Genomic DNA, 19,610 nt, shown 5'->3' on the forward strand with positions numbered 1-19,610 from the left:
TCGGGCCGTCGCGCCTCTTTCTCCAGGGATCGGACGAATAGCCGGCAACACGTAAAATAGGCGCTGCGATGATTTTTTCCCTGTTCAAGACCCGCCGCAACAACCGCCAGATTATCGACCGCCAATATGCGGTGCTGATGGAAACCGCCCGCGTGCCGCTCTTCTATGAAGCGTTCGACGTGCCGGATACCGTGATGGGCCGTTTTGAAATGCTGTCGCTGGTGCTGATTCTTTATCTCCGCCGCACGGCGAAATCTGAGCGTAGCGGCCAGGAAGTGGCCCAGGAAATCATCGATGCGTTTTTTCAGGATGTCGATCATTCCATCCGGGAATTGGGGGTTGGCGACCAGACCGTGCCCAAACGGATGAAAAAATTGGCGGGAATGTTCTATGGCCGCCTTGAAACCTACGGCAAGGCACTCGATTTGAAGGATAAGAATGCGCTTGCCGCCGGCTTTCGGCGCAATATCCATCCAGACGTGCCGGAAGCCGCTCTCCCGGTCATGACGGATCTGGCCGATTGGGCCATCACAGCGGAAACATATCTTTTACAAACGACGGAAGAGGCCGTGATCACCGGATCGCTGGCATTTCCTCTTCCAGAGCAGCAGGTTCATCGATGAAATCGCAAGGCCAAACCCTGGCAAACACGCCTTTTTCCTACCATGTCAAGGTCGGACATGTCTCCGCCAATGCCGTGCGGGTGCGCCTTGAGGCCAATGACGCCGAGCGCCAAGGCCTGGCGCAGCTGTGGAAAGTGCTGGCTGTCCGTTCCCTGAAGGCTGAACTTCAGATCAGCCGCTGGAAGCGCGATGGTGTGCGCATCAAGGGCGTGGTGGAAGGCGAGATCGAGCAGGCCTGCGTCGTGACGCTGGAGCCGGTGCTGACACAGATTAGCGAACAGGTGGAACAGGTCTTCGTGCCTGAAGGTTCCAAGCTTGCCCGCATTGTGCTGGACGGCCAGGGCGAAATGGTGCTGGACCCGGACGGACCGGACGCCCCGGAACCCTTCGTCGGTGACACGATCGATGCGGGTGCGCTGGTCGCTGAATTTGCCGCCATGGCAATCGACCCCTATCCGCGCAAGCCGGGTGTTGAATTTTCAGGCCATAATGAGGATACAGGCGCGCAGATCATTCGCCCATCGCCTTTTGCCGCTCTTAAAGACTGGAAAAAGGACTAGATTGACCGTCGGGCCTTGACGGTGAACCACAAATAAGTTGTACGCCAGACCAAAACCGGTATTTTGGCCGAAAATTTCACCTGGGGGTGAAAAAGAAGGGATTAAGACGCGTGGTCAAAATTTCTCTCGACGTCATGGGGGGCGATTTCGGTCCCGAAGTCGTTATTCCGGGCGCCGCTCGGGCGCTGGAGCGCCATCCGGAGATTACATTCATCCTGTTTGGCCAGCGGGAAAAGTGCGAGCCTTTTCTTGTCAAATATCCAAAATTAAAGGCAAAATCCGTCTTTCACGATTGCGAAGTGGCAATCGCCATGGACGAAAAGCCAAGCCAGGCGCTGCGGCGTGGCCGCTATGTCTCCAGCATGTGGCGCTCAATCGAGGCCGTCAAAACAGGCGAGGCCGATGTCGTGGTGTCTGCCGGTAATACCGGTGCACTGATGGCAATGGCCAAGTTCTGCCTGCGCACCATGGCCAATGTCGAGCGCCCCGCGATTGCCGGGATCTGGCCGACCCTGAAGGGGGAAAGCATTGTACTCGATATCGGCGCCACCATTGGTGCCGATGCGCAACAACTGCTGGATTTCGCCGTGATGGGCGGCGCTATGGCCCGGGCTTTATTCCAGATTGATCGTCCTTCGATTGGCTTGTTGAATGTCGGCGTCGAGGAAATCAAGGGTCAGGAAGAAGTGCGCGAAGCGGGTCGCATGTTGCGTGAGGCAGGTCTGGACACCCTAAACTATGCCGGTTTCGTCGAGGGAGACGATCTCGGCAAGGGCACAGTCGATGTCGTTGTCACGGAAGGCTTCACCGGCAATATCGCCCTGAAGGCTGCCGAAGGCACGGCGCGCCAGATTGCCACCTATCTGAGGGCGGCGATGTCACGCAGCCTGATGTCGAAGATCGGCTATTTCTTCGCCAAGGGGGCGTTCGATGCGCTGAAGGACAAGATGGACCCGCGCAAGGTCAACGGCGGCGTCTTTCTCGGTCTGAACGGCATCGTCATCAAGAGCCATGGCGGTACGGACGCGGAAGGTTTCGGTTCGGCCATCGAGGTTGGCTATGACATGGCGCGCAATGGTTTGACCCAGAAAATTGAAAATGATTTGAAACTTTATCACACTCGCTTTCCATCGACGTCCAGGGCTGGTTCCACCAGCGCCGGGCCGGAAGCAGCGTGAAGGACAGGATAAATATAAAATGATTCGTTCAGTTGTTCGCGGTGTTGGCTCGGCTTTGCCCAAGCGGCTATTGAGTAACCGCGAAATGGAAACGCTTGTCGATACGTCGGACGACTGGATCGTTCAACGCACCGGCATCAAGCAGCGCTATATTGCAGGCGAGGGGGAGACCACCGCTTCGCTTGGCGCTGAAGCTGCCTTGAAGGCGCTGGAGGCCGCGGGCCTCGCGCCCGCCGATATCGACATGATCATCTGCGCCACATCAACGCCCGACAACACCTTTCCGTCGGCTGCGGTGAATATCCAGAACCGGCTTGGCATGACCCACGGGTTTGCCTTTGACGTTCAGGCCGTCTGCACAGGGTTCGTCTATGCCATGACGACGGCAGACGCCTATATTCGTGGCGGATTGGCAAAGCGGGTGCTGGTTATCGGTGCGGAGACCTTTTCGCGTATTCTCGACTGGCAGGACCGTACCACCTGCGTGCTGTTCGGCGATGGCGCTGGCGCCCTGGTGCTGGAAGCGGTCGAAGGGCAGGGAACAATTGCTGATCGCGGCGTGCTGACGGCGCATCTGCGCTCGGACGGCTCGCACAAGGACAAGCTTTATGTGGATGGCGGCCCTTCCACGACAGGCACTGTCGGCCATTTGCGCATGGAAGGCCGTGAAGTCTTCAAACATGCCGTCGGCATGATCGCCGATGTGATCGAGCAATCCTTTGCGGCGTCGGGCCTGACGGCTGAGGATGTCGATTGGCTGGTGCCGCATCAGGCCAACCGCCGCATTATCGACGGTGCTGCGAAAAAACTGGATATTCCCCTGGAAAAAGTTGTGATCACCGTCGATCAGCACGGCAATACATCTGCCGCTTCGATTCCCTTGGCGATTTCGGTTGCAGTTGCCGATGGGCGGATCAAGCAGGGCGACCTGGTGCTGTTGGAAGCCATGGGCGGCGGCTTTACCTGGGGCGCGCTACTGCTGCGCTGGTAGTTGCCGCAAAAACAAGTTGTTAACGGCGCTTGACCGATTGCGTTCATATCAATAGTCTCTGAGTATAACGATCAGAATTGATGATGGACGGGGTGCTATGGCTGGCAAAACGGTAACACGCGCGGATTTGGCTGAGTCGGTCTTCCGCAAGGTTGGTCTCTCCCGGACGGAATCCGCCGAACTTGTCGAAACGGTTATCGATGAGATTTGCAATGCCATTGTGCGTGGCGAAATGGTCAAGCTTTCCTCATTCGCCACCTTCCAGGTGCGCGCCAAGAATGAGCGGATCGGCCGTAACCCGAAGACCGGCGAAGAAGTGCCGATTTCGCCCCGCAAGGTGATGACGTTCAAAGCCTCCAACGTTTTGAAGCAGCGTATCCTTCGCTCGCATCTGGCCCGCAAAGCCAAGCAGAAACCGGCCAATCCGGCTGCTTGATGGCCTTGCGGCCAAGGCAGCGTTCCGGCAGGTTTTAAGCTTGATTATGTCAGTCTCTATCGGTTTCGAGCGGTCTTCTGGATGGATGGCGCACTGAATAGTCTTCAAAACACTGGCCGAAAGACAAGATGATACAGCTTCCGTTTCTGATGAGAGACATGCTGTCGTTGAGAGTGACATGATGGAGCCCGTCTTGGATAAGAGCCCTGATGCCTTCCGCACGATCAGCGAAGTGGCGGACGATCTCGATTTGCCGCAGCATGTGCTGCGATTCTGGGAAACCCGGTTTCCGCAGATCAAGCCGCTGAAGCGCGGCGGTGGGCGACGCTACTACCGTCCTGACGATATCGAACTGCTGAAGGGCATTCGCCATCTGCTCTATGATCACGGCTACACGATCAAAGGTGTGCAGAAGCTTCTGAAAACCAATGGCAATAAATTCGTCATGGCTGTCGCTTCTGGCGATCTAGCGACGATGGAAGCCCTGGTTGCCGCCGGCCAATCCAGCAATGACGATCCCAAACTCGGTAGCGACGACGATCAGGTCGTCGGTCATGCAAAATCGCGTACCAGCAGCCGGTTTTTTAACTTTGGCGGTGGCGACGATAGCGCTCTCGACATTTCCGCTGGCCGTGGTTCGGTCGGCAAGGAAGACCGGGCGCTCCTTCAGGAAACCCTGTTCGATCTGTTGGAATGCAAGCGGCTATTGGATCAGGTCCGCTAGAGAACCACCCTCACGCTGCCAGAGTGTGATCAGGGGCAATCGCCACATTACCGCGATGCGCGGCAATGATCAGCGCGCGCCGCGCATAGGTGGCGGAACGCCGTCCTTCCAGAGCTGCTGCGCACGCAGACAAGGCCTTACGGAAATATTCGCAGGAAAAATCCGGCCATTGATCGGCGAGCAGCCAGGCTGCTTCACGAATCGACCTTACCATGTGGGTGGTTCCGGCAATGACCAAGGCGACCGGCCGCTGAAAGTCTCTGTCTAATGTCATGTCATGTTCTCCACCGCTCATAACGCCACGGTTAACCATTGGTTCCGCAGAAAAAATCCGATGTGAATAATAAGTTTAGTGTTGGCATCACGAGTTGCGTAATAGACGTCAGAGGCCGGTCTGGAGTGTGTTTTGGCAATCCGAAAAGAATGTCAAAAAGGAATATTTTCTTAAATTTCGGAACAAATCAGGATGGCGTGCGTTGTGCTTTGTGAAGAACAGCGTCATGCGGTGCGCCTCCTTCCGATCAGTGTGCTGGGCAACACGAAGTCATAGCAAAACCCGCCGATCGGACCAGGAATGACGTTTATGAAATCAGCCGCGGCTGGAGCGCTTCTGCTTGCGCTTTGCAGCACGCCAGCGCTCGCCGCCTGCAATATTTCTGACGCAATGCTTGAAGAGGCCATTCTGGAAAAGCCTGAATTCCGGGATCCTCAAAATCGTTATCTCGTGCATGACCTGCGTAAATTGCGCGATGCGGCCTTTCTTCTTTGGAATTACGGGCTGGAAAAAGATTGCGAGCGGTTGCTGGGCAATATTCGGGAATTGATCGCATCCCCGTTCATGGCGCGGTTGGGTACCAATGACGAAGACGCGACCGACCAGCAATTGGCCGCCGGTGAGCCGCAATGGCATAGGCTGGGCCAGGTCAAGGGAAGCCGTGGCACTGCCAATGAGGGGGCATTGATCAGCATCAACGATCTCGATCCTGGCTTGCTGGTCAATGAAATTGTCGGGGCCGAGGTTCGGACCGCCGATGACAAGATCGTCGGCGAGGTTCGCAATGTGGTCATCGGCACCAGGGACCGGCAGGATTACGCAATCGTTGCGGCTGGCGGGTTTTTTGTACCGGGCAAGGATAGTCTCGTGGTTCCGCTTCGCTACGTGCTTGTCGATCGGGAAAGGAAGAGCTTCTTTCTGCGGATTTCGAATGCGCAGGTAAAGGCTGTCCCCTTGATGCCGGACCAGGATTATCAATGGTTGACGGACGAGACATGGCGCAAGACAAATGATGCGATTTTTGAGAGTTTGATTGCGGGCCCCGGGCCTGATCAACCCACGAAAACCTCGAGAGACAGTGCCACCAAATAAGCGGTTAAGCCAAAGCATGCTCTTACGGACGGGGACAAGCCGCCGGTTGCCGTGCATGCCGTTTTGGTCGTCCCATGCAAATGTTTCATTAAAAACGATGTTTGCTATTCCACTGATCTCTATCCAAAGCCAGTGATGCATTGGTATCTTTGGACCGTGGTATAGCTCACCTATTTCACGCGCGGCATAGCCGCACCTGGAAACAGCCTATCTCATCTTAGAAAAGCGACACCCCTTGACCAATCTTCCGCTCAACGAAATCCTGCCTCAGGACATTATCGATACCTCCCGCGACGCAGTGCTGATTCTGAGCCAGGATCTGACTGTCCTTGCCGCCAATCAAGCTTTTTACGCCAATTTTGAGATCGCTTCCGAGCAGACGCTGGGGCGGCAACTCTACGATCTGAAGGGCGGCCATTGGAATATTCCTGGCCTTCGATTGCTTTTGGAGCAGCTCGTTCCGCAGGACACCGTCGTCAATGCTCATGAAGTTGACGTGGTTTTCCCGGATCTGGGCCATAGGATCATGATGGTCAATGTCCGTCGGGTTCAACGCGCGAGTGATGCCGCAAACCTGTTTTTAATGTCAATTGACGACGTTACAGAAGCGCGTCTTGCCAGCGCCGAGGCCGAGCGCAGCTGGATACTTGCGCAGAATATTGTCGATACGGTCCGCGATCCACTGCTGGTGCTGGAGCATGACATGAGCGTTGTATTTGCCAGCCGTTCTTTTTTAAAGCTCTTCGGTGTTCAATCCACGGAGGTTGTCGGCCAGCAGTTGAAAACGCTGGGGGACGGCCAGTGGAATGTGGCTGCGCTCAACGATCTTCTGGAACGGGTGCTGCCTCGCGACGAGCATGTCGATGGTTTGCTGCTGGAGGATGATTTTCCTGGTTTGGGCCGGCGTGTGTTCAAGATCAATGCCAGGAAAATATTTCGGCCCGGCAACCATGTCACCCGGATGCTCGTCGTGTTCGAGGACGCGACGGAGGCCGTGCTGCTCGACAGGCACCGGGATATATTGGCGGCAGAACTGGCCCACCGTATCAAAAACAGCCTGCAGATCATTTCCTCCTTCGTCTCTCACGAGATTCGCCGTGCCGCAGAACCCTGCGCTGAAGGATATAAGGCCATGCAGGCGCGAATCAGGGCCGTTGCTGAACTGTATGACGTCATTGCTCAATCCAGTGCCTTTGGCCCCGTCAACATGGAAACCTACCTGAGAGGCATCAACACCACGATCCGTAAGAGCCTTTTGAGCCCGAATTCGAACATCACGATCAGCACGAAAACCGAGCCGTTGAGCATTCAACCCGATTATGCCGTATCGATCGGCTTGATCGTCAATGAGCTTGCCACTAATGCCGTAAAATATGCCTTTCCATCGGGGCAGGGCGAGGTTGTTCTCGGCTTTCAGCGCCGGGAGGGTGAGGTCGCACTGACCGTCAGCGATAACGGAATCGGCCTCAGCGGCAAATCGGAGGGGTCGGGACTTGGCACCCAGTTCGTCAAAGCTTTCGTCAAGCAACTCGGCGGTTCCCTGGCCAGCGCGACGAGCTCCAGTGGCACGACGTATACCGTCAGGCTTCCACCGTCGATCTTGGCGGATTGAGTTTTGAGGTGTGTTTTGCGTGTTTTTGATCTGTCCGGGCAAAATTCCGCTTGCGCCCGAAAGTCAAAAACTCTAAGTGAACCTTGCTCTTAGGAGCGGGTCGGGGCGTAGCGCAGCCCGGTAGCGCACTTGACTGGGGGTCAAGGGGTCGCAGGTTCAAATCCTGCCGTCCCGACCATTTATTTCAATCACTCCCCCCAACTTGGGTGATTGTCTCTCTTCAAGCCATATGCCTGTTTTGAGTGTTACAGCGCCTTGCACTCAGGTTTGCTGAAGCCGTTCTATTTTGGGGAGAGGCGGCGGCTTTGTGCTTGCGTAATCCTTTCAGGGCGTAAGCTAATCTCAAGAGTTTTATGTTTATAATGTATAATTCTTTTTTTGCGGTGCACGTAATAGACAGATGTTTTCCGTAACCATCTATATTCTAAGGGTTATTATCAGATTTTCTGGGCTTTGAAGAGGCTGGACAGGCTACAAAAGCGCCGAATGGTGTAGCGCTGGTATCGATAAAGTCCGGTCTCTGCCTTATATTGGGTGCAGTGCAGCAATATGCCGTGTCGTTGGTCCTCATAACCTTCGAGATTAGCATGAGACGATATTCACCATGAGTTTTTGAGGGCCAGAAGTATTGGCGGCTTGTGAAGCAGACGAGAGAATGCAGCCGTCAGGAAGGCAGATGTGATGCGATTGAATGTTCCAAAATCGGTGGCCGCCATGGTTCGCCGCCAAAAAAAGTTACAAAAGGCATTTGTGGATCTGGTTGAGAGCACCACGCCTCGCGAAAAGGTTGCGCCGAAACCGAGAAAGCCCGCCCAGCCACGCCTTGTTGAAAACACCAGCTTCGGCAGCAATCCCGGACATTTGCGGATGATGACCTATGTGCCGCCCGGCTTGCCGCCGAGCGCGTCGCTGGTGGTCGTGCTGCACGGCTGTGGACAGACGGCCAAGGATTTCGATGATGGCAGCGGCTGGAGCCGTCTGGCGCGTCAGCATGGTTTCGCACTGCTCTACCCCGAACAGCGCAGCTCCAACAATCCGAATGGCTGTTTTAACTGGTTTCGCCCAAGTGCTGTTGCGCGCGACCGTGGCGAGACTGGCTCAATACGCCAGATGATTGACACCATGGTTGAGGCCCATGGCCTCAGCACCGACAATGTTTTCATCATGGGCCTGTCGGCTGGTGGTGCGTTGGCCGCTGCGGCTCTCGCCGCTTACCCCGATATATTCAAGGCGGGTGCCGTGGTTGCCGGCCTGCCGGTTGGTGGCGCGCGGGATGCGATGAATGCCTTGAACATCATGCATAATGGCGTGGCGAAAGCCCCGGATGAATGGGCGCAACTGGTCTATCAGGCCGCGCCAGAAGGCCGGGATTGGCCAAGGATTTCGATCTGGCAGGGCAGGGATGACAATGTCGTCCATCAGAAGAACGCCGATGCGCTGGTCATCCAATGGCTTGCCGTGCATGGCTTGCTGGACGGCAAGGCAAAGCCCGTCGCCTATGGCCGGAGCGACGGCTATGTCTGGCATGACGAAGACGGTGCGATCAAGGTGGAATATGCCGTAATGGATGGCCTGGGGCATGGTCTGCCGATCAAGGCGGGCGAGGGGCAGGAAATGCCCTATATGCTACCTGGAGACCTGCATTTGCCATCCCTGCTTGTGGAAAGCTGGGGTCTCGACAGGGCGGAAGGCAAACGCAAGGTCGCGTGATTTGCCTCCACTTGAGAATTATTCAATAGTATAAAGCCTTACAGCACTGGCGTTTTATAATACGGCAGTGCTGTAAGGCAAACGCGCTGGCTGGAGATTATTTCTGTTCGACGGCAACGCCGTCTTTTCCAATGCTGAGTTCCACGCCCTTGGGCTTGGTTTCCTCATGATAGGCATAGGCGCCGAGGCCAACCACGATGACGACCAATGCGCCGATGATCAAATAAAGACCGTTTGTGCGGTTCATGCTGTCCCTCTTCTGTCCGTCCGCCAACTGCTTCGGCTGAACGCGCTGCTTAATGCGACAGAAGAGAAATTGTTCCATGCGTGTGAAAAAATACCTGCCAGTCTTCCTGGGTCATTCACCAATCTGATTGGCGAGCCGCAAGGTCGTGTGGTCTCCGGGCGTTCGAAGTCTGCTGTCGGTTTCGTGTTTGATCACCGGGCATGGCGTGGTTTGCGGCAGTAGGTCCCGGTAGATTGCCAATGTTTCGGCCACCATTTTTTCAAGCCGGTAGTTGTTACGGCGGCTCAAGGCGCCAGCCGCAAGCTGCGCCCGCATCAGGGGATCGCGAAAGGCGGCCATGGCGTCTGAAAGCGGCTTGATCTCATCGCTATTGGGAACGGCAAAGCCGTTGACGCCATTCTCCAGCACAACGCTCGTTCCACCCACTGCTGTCAAAACGAGGGGAAGGCCACCGGCTGCGGCCTCCAGCATTGCATAGGACATGGCCTCGTAGCGGCTCGGAGCAACCAGGATGTCGAAAGCCTGGATGGCATCATGTCCGCTCATATCGCTACGGATCTGTGCCTTGCCATCAAGACCGAGGATATGGATCAAGTTGCGCAGTTCCGCCTCCCGCTCGCCGCTGCCAATCATCACCAACCGTGCCTGAGGCATCAGGTCTGCAATGCTGGCAAAGGCGTGGATCAGCCGCTCCGGAGCTTTCTGGGCGACGAGCCTGCCGATGAAACCGAAAACCAGGTGCTCATGGGCAATGCCGAAGCGTGTGCGTGTCTCCGAGCGGGCGTCGCCGGGCGGATATTTGACGCCATTGGCGACAATGCGGAGTGTTCGCGCCGGAATGCCCAGCGCCACGGCATGATGATATTCGTCCGGCGAAACGCAAATCACCCGGTCGCTGAAGAACCTCCCAAGCAGCCGTTCCACGCCGCCATAGACCAGACGGCCTTTGGAGCCGAGCGTCGGGTCCATGGTGCGGAAGGCGTGGGGCGTGTAAAGCACGGGTGGATTGCGCCCGGGCAGGGTTGCCAGTCGGGTCAGCGCGCCGGCCTTTGAACTGTGGCCATGCACGATGTCGAATGGGCCTTTGTCGCGGATCAGCCGCCGCAGCGCGCTATAGGAGGCCAAATCCCAGGGGCCGACCGCACGGTGCATGTCCAGCGTAATGATCTCGTGCAGCGGCAGCGCCAGCAATTCGGCAACGAACCGGCTTTCGGCTCTTAAAGGAGAATAGACAGCGGTTACCGTTTGGCCGCAGGCAGCGAGGCCTGCACAAAGATCGATAAAATGACGGCCGGAGCCACCGCCGCTCGGCTCCAAGACCTGCAAGATTCGCAGATGCTGCCCATTGGCAATTCCCTGGCCATCCCTGACGTTTTCCTCCACTAAACGCGTCCCCCGATGTTCCCTAGTGTCTTTGCCAATTGATTTCCAGTGCTCTGCATCCCCAAAGGATTCCGAACAGCAGGTACACATGTCGCCAATGATCGATATCGATGACATTGCCGATCAGGGCATGGCCGATCAGCACGATCCAGGCAATCATCAGATAGGGTTGCCAAGGGCGGTCATAGAGCAGACATTTGAAGCCGAAGCAAATGCTCCAGATCAGCATGGCGATAAAACAGACGAAGCCGAGCCACCCATAGGATGTCAGGGTTTTCAGCCAGATATTGTGCTCGTCCTCCGGAAAGATCTTGCTGAACACCATCGGCCCGATCCCGAGTGGCTTTTCCATCGACATCAGAAAGCCGATCTTGTGACGCTCGAAGCGGCCGAGATGGCCGCCATCATAGTCTTGCACAAGCTGGGTGCGGCTGGAAAACAGGTCACGCACCTGCTGGAATTGCAGGGCGACGGTCAGCGCCACAACGAGAGCGATGGCCGCCGTCAGCGCCAGCAGCACGATCTTCAGGCGGAAGGCACTGCTGCGCTCCTTGATCAGCAGGATCAGTACCATGGCAATGGCGCTAAATAGGAAAAGCGCCCAGGCCGCCCGTGAAAAGGACAGGAAAACCCCAAGTGCGAGGATCAGCAGACAGAGGATTTTCCAGGGTGCGTCCAACAGCCTGCCAGTCAAAAGCCCATGGATGAGATAGAGCGACGGAGCAATCAGAAACGGACCAAACACATTGGGGTCCTGGAAAGCCCCCATGGCCCGATCATAGCGTGTAAACATTTCAGCGCCGGGAAAGGCGTGGAAATAGCCCAGGATTCCCAGAAGGGACGTGGCGACAGCGGCTAGAACCCAGGCATTGAAGATCAATCGTAGACGTTCATGCCGGTCCTCAATGATGGCCGCATAGAAAACCGAGGTCACGGCGAGGAAGGTCGAGACGGCAACATAGAGCGGGCCTTCATCAAGGTCCGTCATTGTCGTCAACGAGATCATGCCGCCGACATTGAAGGTGAGCATCAGCGCCAGAAGCGGTGCGACGCTGCGGGAAATTTTCAGGCCCAGCAGGAACCATAGCGGGATCTGCGCCGCCATGAACAATTCGTAAGGGGCTGGCTCCATGAACACGAAGCCGAGCAGAAACACGCCAAAGCCGACCAGCGCCGATCCGGTCAGGGTAATGGCTGCAAAGCCTGGCCGGAAAGGCGGGCTGCTGTGGTGGCTGACCGCGCTCAATAAGCGTTTTCCGTGTTGAAAAGGCTGATCGGCGTCATCAACAGGATCTTCAGGTCAAACAGTAGCGACCAGTTCTCGATATAATAGAGGTCATGGGCGGTTCTGCCCTTGATCTTGTCGTCGGTATCGATCTCGCCACGCCAACCCTTGATCTGCGCCCAGCCGGTGACACCGGGCTTGACCCGGTGGCGGGCAAAATAGCTCTCGACGATTTCGCTGTAATGGCGGTTGCGGGTTTGCGCCATGACCGCATGCGGGCGAGGCCCAACCAGCGAAAGATCGCCGCGCAACACATTGAACAATTGCGGCAATTCATCCATCGAGGATTTGCGCAGCCAGCGGCCGACGGGCGTGACGCGCGGATCGTTCTTGGTGACGGCCAGTTTGGCGGTCGGGTCGCTCATTTCCGTATACATCGAGCGGAACTTCAGGACGTTGATGACCTCGTTGTTGAAGCCATGGCGCTTCTGCACGAACAGAACCGGCCCTTTCGATGTGGATTTGATAGCGATGGCGGCGAGCGCCATGACCGGCCAGAACACGGCCAAGGCCGCCAGACTGAAAATGATGTCGAAGGCTCGTTTGGCAACCTGGTCCCAATCACGGATCGGCTTATCGACCAGATCCAGCATCGGCAGGTCGCCGACATGGGAATAGGCGCGGGGCCTGAATCTCAGGCTGTTGGAATGGGCCGCCAGCCGAATATCCACCGGCAGGACCCAAAGCAGTTTCAGCAATTCCAGAATACGCGCTTCCGCGCTGATCGGCAGGGCGATGATCAGCATGTCGATCCGTGTTTCCCGCGCAAAGGCCACCAGTTCGGCAACGGTGCCGAGCTTGGGATAGCCCGCGACGATGTTCGGCGACCGGTCGCCTTGTCGATCGTCGAAAATACCGCAGATACGGATATCGTTATCCGGCTGGCTTTCCAGCGTGCGGATCAATTGTTTGGCAGGCTCTCCACCGCCAACCACCACGGCGCGTCGCTCTATAATGCCGTTACGGGTCCAGCTGCGAATGGCCAGTGCCATGCCATAGCGTTCAAGCAGGAGAAACAGGGCAGCGGTTGCCGCCCAGGTCGCCAACCAGGAAACGGTAAACAGCTGGGCATTCCAGGCAAAGTGAATGCCGACCATCAAGGCGATAACCAGAAGCCAACTGGTCAGGGCCCGCTTTACCGAGCGGATTGGACGGCGCAGCGTGTGTATCTGGTAGCCGTCGGCAAATTGCGTGAACAGGACAAAAACAATCGCTCCAAGGGCGCCGAACGCACCAAGGGGCAGGAGTGTGTCGAGCGGTCCGTCCATCGTCAACCAGCCAGAGAGCAGGCTGGTGGCAATCAGCCAGGAAAATTCCAGCAGGCCGAACTGCCCCAGCATGATGCTGGGCGAGCGATTGGCACGGCGTAATTGATCGGCCACCCGGCTGGCGAGTGGTGACAATTCGACTGTTGGCGACGATGCAGAGCCGCTTGCGCGGGTCTGTTCAGCCTCTTCCTTCAGTTTTTGACGGAGCTTTGCTACATCCAAAGTCTCTAGCGCCCTCATCGCGGCAATTCATTTTGCAACGTTGGATTACCGCAAATGTGCTAAAAAACCTTTAGCTTTGGCAGGACCCGTCCCACGATGATGCAGGTCGCGGCGGCTGTCAAACCGAATGAGCGTGGTAGAGCGCCAGCATTTGTGTAGCCATGGCAGAGGCAGAAAATCGCGAATGGAAGAGGATCGGGTCAGGCATGACCGCCTGTTTCCAGTCGGGTTGGGTCAGAGCCTGCACCATGGTAGCGGCTAGTTCCTCGACGTTGTCGGGCGCAACAAGTGCGGCGCTGGTCTTGCCCAGGGCTTCCGGAATGCCGCCGACGGCGCTGGCAATCACCGATTTTCCGGCGGCAATTGCCTCCAGCACGATATAGGGCATGGATTCGGCCCTGGAGGGGACGACGACAATATTGCTGAAGGCAAAGGCTTCCGAGACCCGCATGGCAGGCAGCAATTGCATGCGAAGGCCAAGGCCGCGCTGGTGAATCTGCTGCTCATATCTGTCTCGGTCCGGGCCATCGCCGATGACAGCGCCGGTCAGAGGACGCCCCAGCAACCGTTCCGCCTCCAGCACGGCGTTGATGAAGACGTCAGGGCCTTTCAGATCCCGCAACATGCCGATGAAGACGAAGTCCACGGATGCGTCACGGAGTGGTACAGGTCGAAATTCACTCTCGCTGATCCCATTCAAAATCAATCGGGAGTCGCAGCTCGGTTTTCCCACCTTTTGCCCGTAGGACCATTGCTCGAAGCCGCAGACAAAGGCGATGGCTTCGGTCTGGCGTTCCAACAGCTTTTCCAGGGCAAAGATCAGTCTGCCAACCGGACTGTTGCGGCGATAATGCAGGCTGCCGCCATGCGGTGAATAGATGCGGACAACCTTTGATCCCTGCATGCGAAGCGCCGTGCCAATGATGCGGGCGAGGGCGCCGCCCTTGGCACCGTGACCATGCAGTATATCGGGCTTCAGGCTCTTGATATGCCGATAGCAGGAGCGCACCGCGCTGATATCGTCAAAGCCAATGGCGCGCCGGATCGGTTGGCGAATAAGGCCGAGCTTCAGGCGGGGCATTAATTCCGCAAACAGGGCGTCCTCATGATCGCCGCCGGTGCTGCTGTCGCAGATGATACCGACAGAATGGCCGAGCGCGTCGTGATGCTCGACCAGATCGCGCACATGCCGGAAAATGCCGCCAATTGGCGAGCGGAAGCAATGGATGATCCGCAGCCCGTCTTCATCCGGCATCAGAACAGCCGTTCGCGCACATAAACCGTGTCACCGGCAATGATTGGGTCGGTGATCGGCACCCGGCCCGTGGCGATGGTGCCGTTGACCTTGCGGGTCACATCTACGTCGCGCTCGTTGGCGCGGCTGGTGAACCCACCGGCAACGGCGATGGCATTTTGCACCGTCATGCCCGGCACATAGGAATACTGCCCCGGCTGGCCAACTTCGCCCATGACGAAGATCGAGCGGTAGCGGTCGATCTCGATGCTGACATCGGGATCGCGCAGATAGCCCTTGCGCAGCCGCTGGGCAATGGTGCCTTCCAGCTGTGGCATGGTGGTGCCGCGCGCCGCGACCTGGCCGATCAGCGGAAAGGCGATATAGCCGGCCTGATCCACGGTATAGGTATTGCTCAGATTGGCCTGGTCGAACACGGTGATGCGCAGCCGGTCGCCGCTGTCCAGCCGGTAGGGCTGGATCGTTGCTTCCTGGAAGACTTTCGAAGCCGGCTTATAGGTGGCGCAGCTGGAAAGCGCCGCCAGCAGGGTGACGGCAACAGCCAGCAAGATCTGTTTGGCGGTGACCATGCGCACGCTCCCATAGAAGATAATCATGTTCTTATCGGCCAGTATGGTTAAGGGAGTGTAAAGATCGGAGCGCAAGTCCGGCAAGCTTATCCTGCAATCTCCGCGATGACCACAGGCGGTTAACGCTTGAGTTACTATGTTCGTTTACGCTCCGGACAGATTTGAAGGAGGGATGGAATGTCGGGTCAGCCGGTCGCCGCCCATCAGGACGTAGATATCGATCTCTTGCAGCTGTTTCGCGCCGTCTGGCAGCGAAAGGGCAGAGTGTTGCTTGTCACTTGTCTGGCCGCAGGCGTCGCCTTTGCCGGGGCCAGCATGATCCGTCCGACCTACCGCGCCGAAACTACGGTCTTGATCGAGCCGCGCGCACCCAATTACGATGCGGAAAACGCCAAGTCGGCGGCCTCCGAACCGGTTCTGGACGAGCTGAATATTGCCAGTCAGGTGCAGCTGTTCCGATCTGTCGATCTGATCCGCCAGGTGGTGAAGGATCTCAAGCTCTATGAACTGACGGAATTCGACCCTGATCTGCATCCCTCCGCCCTGTCGGACCTGATGGTGATGCTGCATCTGAAAAAGAACCCGCTCGATCTGGCGCCTGAAGACCGGGTGATCCGCACCTTCCTGGAAAAGCTTCAGGTCTATCAGGTGGAGAAGTCACGGGTTATCGGCATCGAGTTTTCCTCCAAGGATGCAAGGCTCGCCGCTGCCATTCCCAATGAAATGGTCAAGGTCTATCTGGCGATCCAGAGCGGCGCCAAGCTTGATAGCAATGAGGACGCGGCCCGCTGGCTGGAGCCGGAAATTTCCAATCTGCGCCAGAAGGTGTCCGACGCGGAAAAGAAAGTCGCGGATTATCGCCGCAATGCCGATCTGCTGTCGACCGGCGAGGGCGGTACATTCGCCTCCAAGCAGCTCAACGATATATCGACGGAATTGGCGCGGGTGCGCACCGACCGTGCCAGTGCCCAGGCACGAGCTGAAAATGCCAAGGCATCGCTGAAAGCCGGGCGGTCGACCGACAATCTCGATATCGTCATGGCCTCTCCTGCCGTGCAGCAGTTGAAACAGGCGGAAGCCGCCGTACAGGCACAAATCTCCGACCTCTCCACCAGTCTTCTGGATGGTCACCCGCGCATCAAGGCGCTGCGGGCCCAATTGGCCAACCTGCGCCAGCAATTGGCCGAGGAGACCAGAAAAGTGGTTTCCAGCCTGGAAACCGAGGCCAATGTGGCGCGGATGCGCGAAGCGGAGCTTGACCGGCAACTGACCACCCTCAAGGCACAAAGCGCCAAGGCTGGGGACAGCCAGGTCGGGCTTGCCGCGCTCGAGCGCGAAGCCAGCGCCCAGCGGCAATTGCTGGAAACCTATCTTGCCCGCTACCGCGAAGCCACCAGCCGGCTGGACAGCAATGCCAGCCCTGCCGATGCCCGGGTGATTTCCCGCGCCTCCGAGCCGAGTGAACCGAATTTCCCCAAGGTCCTGCCGATCACAGTTGTGGCCGCCATGGCGGCTCTGGTGTTGAGCGTGATCGTCATCATGTTGGCGGAACTGTTCAGTGGCCGGGCGCTGAAGCCTGTCGGCCCTGTTGATCCAGACCGCAGCGGGCGGTTTGCGCAGGAATATCCCCGCCGCCGGACCGGTGAGCCTGCCTTTGACGAACCAGCAGCCGCGCCTGCAAAGCAGAAGCCAAGACTGGATGCGGCGGCGGCTGCTATCGCAGCGACGGCAGCAGCCGAACGGATCGAAAAGGAAACTCCGCCCATCGCACCGGCAGATCCTGAAGGTGAAAGCGATCAACATCCCGCGGCCCTTACCGATGCCGATCATGAGTTTTCAATCGCGTCGGTGGCGCGTTATCTGACGCGGCATGGTATTTCCAAAGCGGTGGTCATCTCGCCTTCCGGCGATGACGGATCGGCGGCAACGGTGCTTTTGGCACGCGCCGTGGCCAAAGCCGAACGCACGGTGATCCTGATTGACATGACCGGCTCCGGCTATCCGACAGCGCTGATGGCCGAGCGAAACGATCTGCCCGGCGTGACCGATCTGCTCTGCGGCGACGTTGCCTTTGGTGAAACCATCCATTCCGACCGATTGTCAAACGCCCATATCGTGCCGAAGGGCAATAGCGATATCCGTCAGGCGCTGCGTGGCATCGAGCGGCTGTCCATGGTGGTCGAGGCGCTTGCCGACGTTTACGACTTGGTCCTGATCGAATGCGGCCCGGCCAGCGCCGACAATGTCGTTGGCCTGTGCAAGGCCCAGGACCATGAAGTCATCCTCTCTGCGCCCAATCCGGACCGCAAGCAATTGGCGCAAATCATGACCGCCTTCGAAGCCGTGGGCTATAGTGATCTGGTGCTGATGAGTGACGACAGTGCGGTGCCACCGGATGATGGTGGCCAGCGGGTGGCTTGAAATTTGTCAGGGGAACGTGGAAACCGGTTTTCTTGGAGAGGTAAACGACAATAAGAAGATCTAAAGTGTGTGTGGTTCAATTGTCGAGGTACACGACGCAAACATCCTCTCGGCTGCGCACCCGAAAAACTTTTGCGTTCTGTACTATGGTTCAATCTTAACCTAACAAACTCAAGCCTCTAATCCTTGCCCGGATCATCCGCCTGCGCATTGCTACGGGCGCGGATTTTTTGCAGGGCGCTATAGAGTTGGGGATGCCCCTTGATGAACGCCTTGGAGCGGACCAGGCTCCGCTCCGCTGTGGCGGCGAGGTGGCCGAGAGGGGTCACAGGCAGCAAAATATCGTGTTGCACGGTTTCCATAGGGCACCAGCTTCGCTTGTAGATCTGGTCGCCGAGGCCGAAGTCGAACAGGGCGGCGCCTTCGGCGCAGCATTGTTCAATCATCAGCCAGAACAGCAATTCGCCGGGGCTGGTCTCCGGGGCAATGCTTTCGTCTATCGAGCCGAACTGGCAGATAACATGATCACCCTTGCGTGACAGACCGGCAATGGCGGCAATCTTGCCGTTATGATGGCTGCCCGATAACCGCAGTGCATGCAGTTCCAGTGGCACGTTCAATCCGCCTGCCTCGCTTTGCAGCAGCAATTGGAAGAATGCTTGTGTCTCCGGCTCCTGGAACACGTCCGGCAGGCCGAGGGTTTCGAAGCGGATCGCTTTTTGCCGGAAAAACAAATCCAGCAACCAGGCCTTCTGCTCCTCACCGCATGCAATAATATGTTCAAAGCCGCCGCTCGCTTCCATCTTGCGGACTTGATTGCGGTATTTCTTGCGGCGACGCTTGGCGTTGATCTGGGAGAGCGTCTGCTCAAAGTCGCCTAGAACAGGCAGTTGGAAGGCATGGTTCTGATGTTCGACAGCCGGTAGGCTGGCCATAGGATGAGACAATCCACGCCAGGAGAGCGGAATATTGCCGAGGTGAACGAGATCGGCATGCCCCGTCATTGCCTGGACAATCTGCTTTCCCAACTGTTTGGCCGTGTCCGACTCGATTTGCTGGAAAAAAGCCGGGTCAAACAGGCCAGTATTGATATTGGTGAAGCGGGTGGCAATGAAGCTTGCCTTGCGGATCATGGCGTGACGGGTGATTTCCAGCGGCAGGATGAACAGGCTGCGTCCGTTGCTGCGGCCATGCAGGATGGCCAGCGGATTGCCATGGGTTTTCACCCAGGCGCGGCACCAGTCGTAACCTTGATGCAGCGACAGATGGTTGTTGCGCTCGAGACAGCGCCAGTCGGCCTCCAGCGGCTCCATCGCGGGCAAAACGTCCACGGCGATATCTGCCGCAGAGACTTGGCCGCTGGCGGTTTCAGTCAGCCGTTTCGGATCGATCATCGCCACGCTGCATTCTCCGGTCCTGTCGATGCAGCACCAGTTTACCCGGTTTGTATTTAAGGATTATGCAATGCGTGGATTATTTGCGAACCGGACCCGCCATCCATTTGATGATCGCCATGGCTGGCAGGATCCAGACCACACCCGACAGCAGGAAATAGGTGAGATGCACCCACCAGGGTGATTGTGCTAATGTCAATGTGGCAATGGTGGTGGCCAGCACCGCGTAAAGCATGACAAGCACGACGATCAAAATCGTCCCGATGAATTTGCGCAGTCTGACCGGCATGCTATGACCCTGATTGCAGGACGCGACGCGATGTCGCAAACCTTCCGCCCTTGTTTTGCACCGGGTCCTGATGCAAA

General features: G+C 57.3%; 19 protein-coding genes and 1 tRNA gene. 11 read left to right on the plus strand and 9 right to left on the minus strand.

The genetic code is table 11. The features are described from left to right. Positions 1–68: 68 nt before the first annotated feature. The 6 genes from G6L01_RS04590 (at position 69) to G6L01_RS04615 (ending at position 4,512) form a co-directional block, all read left to right on the plus strand. Positions 69–623, plus strand: coding sequence for a ubiquinol-cytochrome C chaperone family protein (locus G6L01_RS04590; protein ID WP_070167252.1), 555 nt, complete (start codon positions 69–71; stop codon positions 621–623). Beyond that, positions 620–1,183, plus strand: coding sequence for a YceD family protein (locus tag G6L01_RS04595; RefSeq protein ID WP_060715802.1), 564 nt, complete (start codon positions 620–622; stop codon positions 1,181–1,183). Before G6L01_RS04590 ends, G6L01_RS04595 begins: the two co-directional genes overlap by 4 nt. A gap of 110 nt (positions 1,184–1,293) precedes the next feature. Then, positions 1,294–2,361, plus strand: coding sequence for a phosphate acyltransferase PlsX (gene plsX, locus G6L01_RS04600; RefSeq protein ID WP_070167251.1), 1,068 nt, complete (start codon positions 1,294–1,296; stop codon positions 2,359–2,361). Positions 2,362–2,380: 19 nt separating this feature from the next. Beyond that, the gene (locus G6L01_RS04605; protein WP_015915591.1) at positions 2,381–3,352 is read left to right on the plus strand and encodes a beta-ketoacyl-ACP synthase III; all 972 of its coding nucleotides are present in this window, start codon (positions 2,381–2,383) and stop codon (positions 3,350–3,352) included. A gap of 97 nt (positions 3,353–3,449) precedes the next feature. Next, positions 3,450–3,788 (plus strand): integration host factor subunit alpha, encoded by a 339-nt coding sequence (locus G6L01_RS04610; RefSeq protein WP_015915592.1) that lies wholly within the window; start codon positions 3,450–3,452, stop codon positions 3,786–3,788. Between the two features lie 178 nt (positions 3,789–3,966). Next, positions 3,967–4,512 carry a MerR family transcriptional regulator gene (locus G6L01_RS04615; RefSeq protein ID WP_015915593.1) on the plus strand — a complete coding sequence of 182 codons (546 nt, stop codon included), beginning with the start codon at positions 3,967–3,969 and terminating at the stop codon, positions 4,510–4,512. A 10-nt stretch (positions 4,513–4,522) separates the two neighbouring features. Here the strand turns inward: G6L01_RS04615 and G6L01_RS04620 are convergent, their stop codons facing one another. Continuing rightward, entirely contained in the window at positions 4,523–4,786 is a 264-nt protein-coding gene (locus G6L01_RS04620) for a DUF982 domain-containing protein (RefSeq protein ID WP_070167250.1), read from the minus strand. 300 nt (positions 4,787–5,086) lie between these two features. Here G6L01_RS04620 and G6L01_RS04625 point away from each other — a divergent pair, with 300 nt between their 5' ends. The 4 genes from G6L01_RS04625 (at position 5,087) to G6L01_RS04640 (ending at position 9,200) form a co-directional block, all read left to right on the plus strand. After that, positions 5,087–5,878 carry a PRC-barrel domain-containing protein gene (locus tag G6L01_RS04625; protein WP_070167249.1) on the plus strand — a complete coding sequence of 264 codons (792 nt, stop codon included), beginning with the start codon at positions 5,087–5,089 and terminating at the stop codon, positions 5,876–5,878. 235 nt (positions 5,879–6,113) lie between these two features. Continuing rightward, complete coding sequence (locus tag G6L01_RS04630; RefSeq protein WP_070167248.1) at positions 6,114–7,490, plus strand: sensor histidine kinase; 1,377 nt, start codon at positions 6,114–6,116, stop codon at positions 7,488–7,490. A 101-nt stretch (positions 7,491–7,591) separates the two neighbouring features. Continuing rightward, positions 7,592–7,668, plus strand: a tRNA-Pro gene (locus G6L01_RS04635). Positions 7,669–8,171: 503 nt separating this feature from the next. Further along, positions 8,172–9,200 carry an extracellular catalytic domain type 1 short-chain-length polyhydroxyalkanoate depolymerase gene (locus tag G6L01_RS04640; RefSeq protein WP_070167247.1) on the plus strand — a complete coding sequence of 343 codons (1,029 nt, stop codon included), beginning with the start codon at positions 8,172–8,174 and terminating at the stop codon, positions 9,198–9,200. A gap of 97 nt (positions 9,201–9,297) precedes the next feature. Here G6L01_RS04640 and G6L01_RS04645 read toward each other — a convergent pair whose 3' ends face one another. The 6 genes from G6L01_RS04645 to G6L01_RS04670 form a co-directional block, all read right to left on the minus strand. Then, complete coding sequence (locus tag G6L01_RS04645) at positions 9,298–9,447, minus strand: hypothetical protein (protein ID WP_015915610.1); 150 nt, start codon at positions 9,445–9,447, stop codon at positions 9,298–9,300. A gap of 111 nt (positions 9,448–9,558) precedes the next feature. Further along, positions 9,559–10,830, minus strand: a complete 1,272-nt coding sequence (locus tag G6L01_RS04650) for a glycosyltransferase (protein WP_070167246.1) — start codon at positions 10,828–10,830, stop codon at positions 9,559–9,561. Between the two features lie 22 nt (positions 10,831–10,852). Beyond that, positions 10,853–12,076: an O-antigen ligase family protein gene (locus G6L01_RS04655; RefSeq protein WP_070167245.1), complete on the minus strand. Its 1,224-nt coding sequence runs from the start codon at positions 12,074–12,076 to the stop codon at positions 10,853–10,855. Beyond that, positions 12,073–13,623, minus strand: a complete 1,551-nt coding sequence (locus G6L01_RS04660) for an undecaprenyl-phosphate glucose phosphotransferase (protein ID WP_070167244.1) — start codon at positions 13,621–13,623, stop codon at positions 12,073–12,075. Before G6L01_RS04660 ends, G6L01_RS04655 begins: the two co-directional genes overlap by 4 nt. Positions 13,624–13,723: 100 nt before the next feature. Then, on the minus strand, positions 13,724–14,860 hold the full coding sequence (locus G6L01_RS04665) for a glycosyltransferase family 4 protein (RefSeq protein WP_070167243.1): 1,137 nt from the start codon (positions 14,858–14,860) through the stop codon (positions 13,724–13,726). Beyond that, complete coding sequence (locus G6L01_RS04670; protein ID WP_060716018.1) at positions 14,860–15,429, minus strand: polysaccharide biosynthesis/export family protein; 570 nt, start codon at positions 15,427–15,429, stop codon at positions 14,860–14,862. Before G6L01_RS04670 ends, G6L01_RS04665 begins: the two co-directional genes overlap by 1 nt. Positions 15,430–15,606: 177 nt before the next feature. On the opposite strand from G6L01_RS04670, the gene G6L01_RS04675 reads away from it, so the two are divergent. Then, the gene (locus G6L01_RS04675) at positions 15,607–17,850 is read left to right on the plus strand and encodes an exopolysaccharide transport family protein (RefSeq protein ID WP_070167242.1); all 2,244 of its coding nucleotides are present in this window, start codon (positions 15,607–15,609) and stop codon (positions 17,848–17,850) included. A gap of 179 nt (positions 17,851–18,029) precedes the next feature. Here the strand turns inward: G6L01_RS04675 and G6L01_RS04680 are convergent, their stop codons facing one another. Both G6L01_RS04680 and G6L01_RS04685 read right to left on the minus strand, forming a co-directional pair. Next, positions 18,030–19,244 carry a GNAT family N-acetyltransferase gene (locus tag G6L01_RS04680; protein WP_070167241.1) on the minus strand — a complete coding sequence of 405 codons (1,215 nt, stop codon included), beginning with the start codon at positions 19,242–19,244 and terminating at the stop codon, positions 18,030–18,032. A gap of 79 nt (positions 19,245–19,323) precedes the next feature. Continuing rightward, positions 19,324–19,533, minus strand: a complete 210-nt coding sequence (locus G6L01_RS04685; protein WP_041696430.1) for a DUF2842 domain-containing protein — start codon at positions 19,531–19,533, stop codon at positions 19,324–19,326. Positions 19,534–19,610: the final 77 nt, after the last annotated feature.

Origin of the sequence: Agrobacterium vitis, from assembly GCF_013337045.2 — a bacterium.
GTDB lineage: Bacteria > Pseudomonadota > Alphaproteobacteria > Rhizobiales > Rhizobiaceae > Allorhizobium > Allorhizobium vitis_B.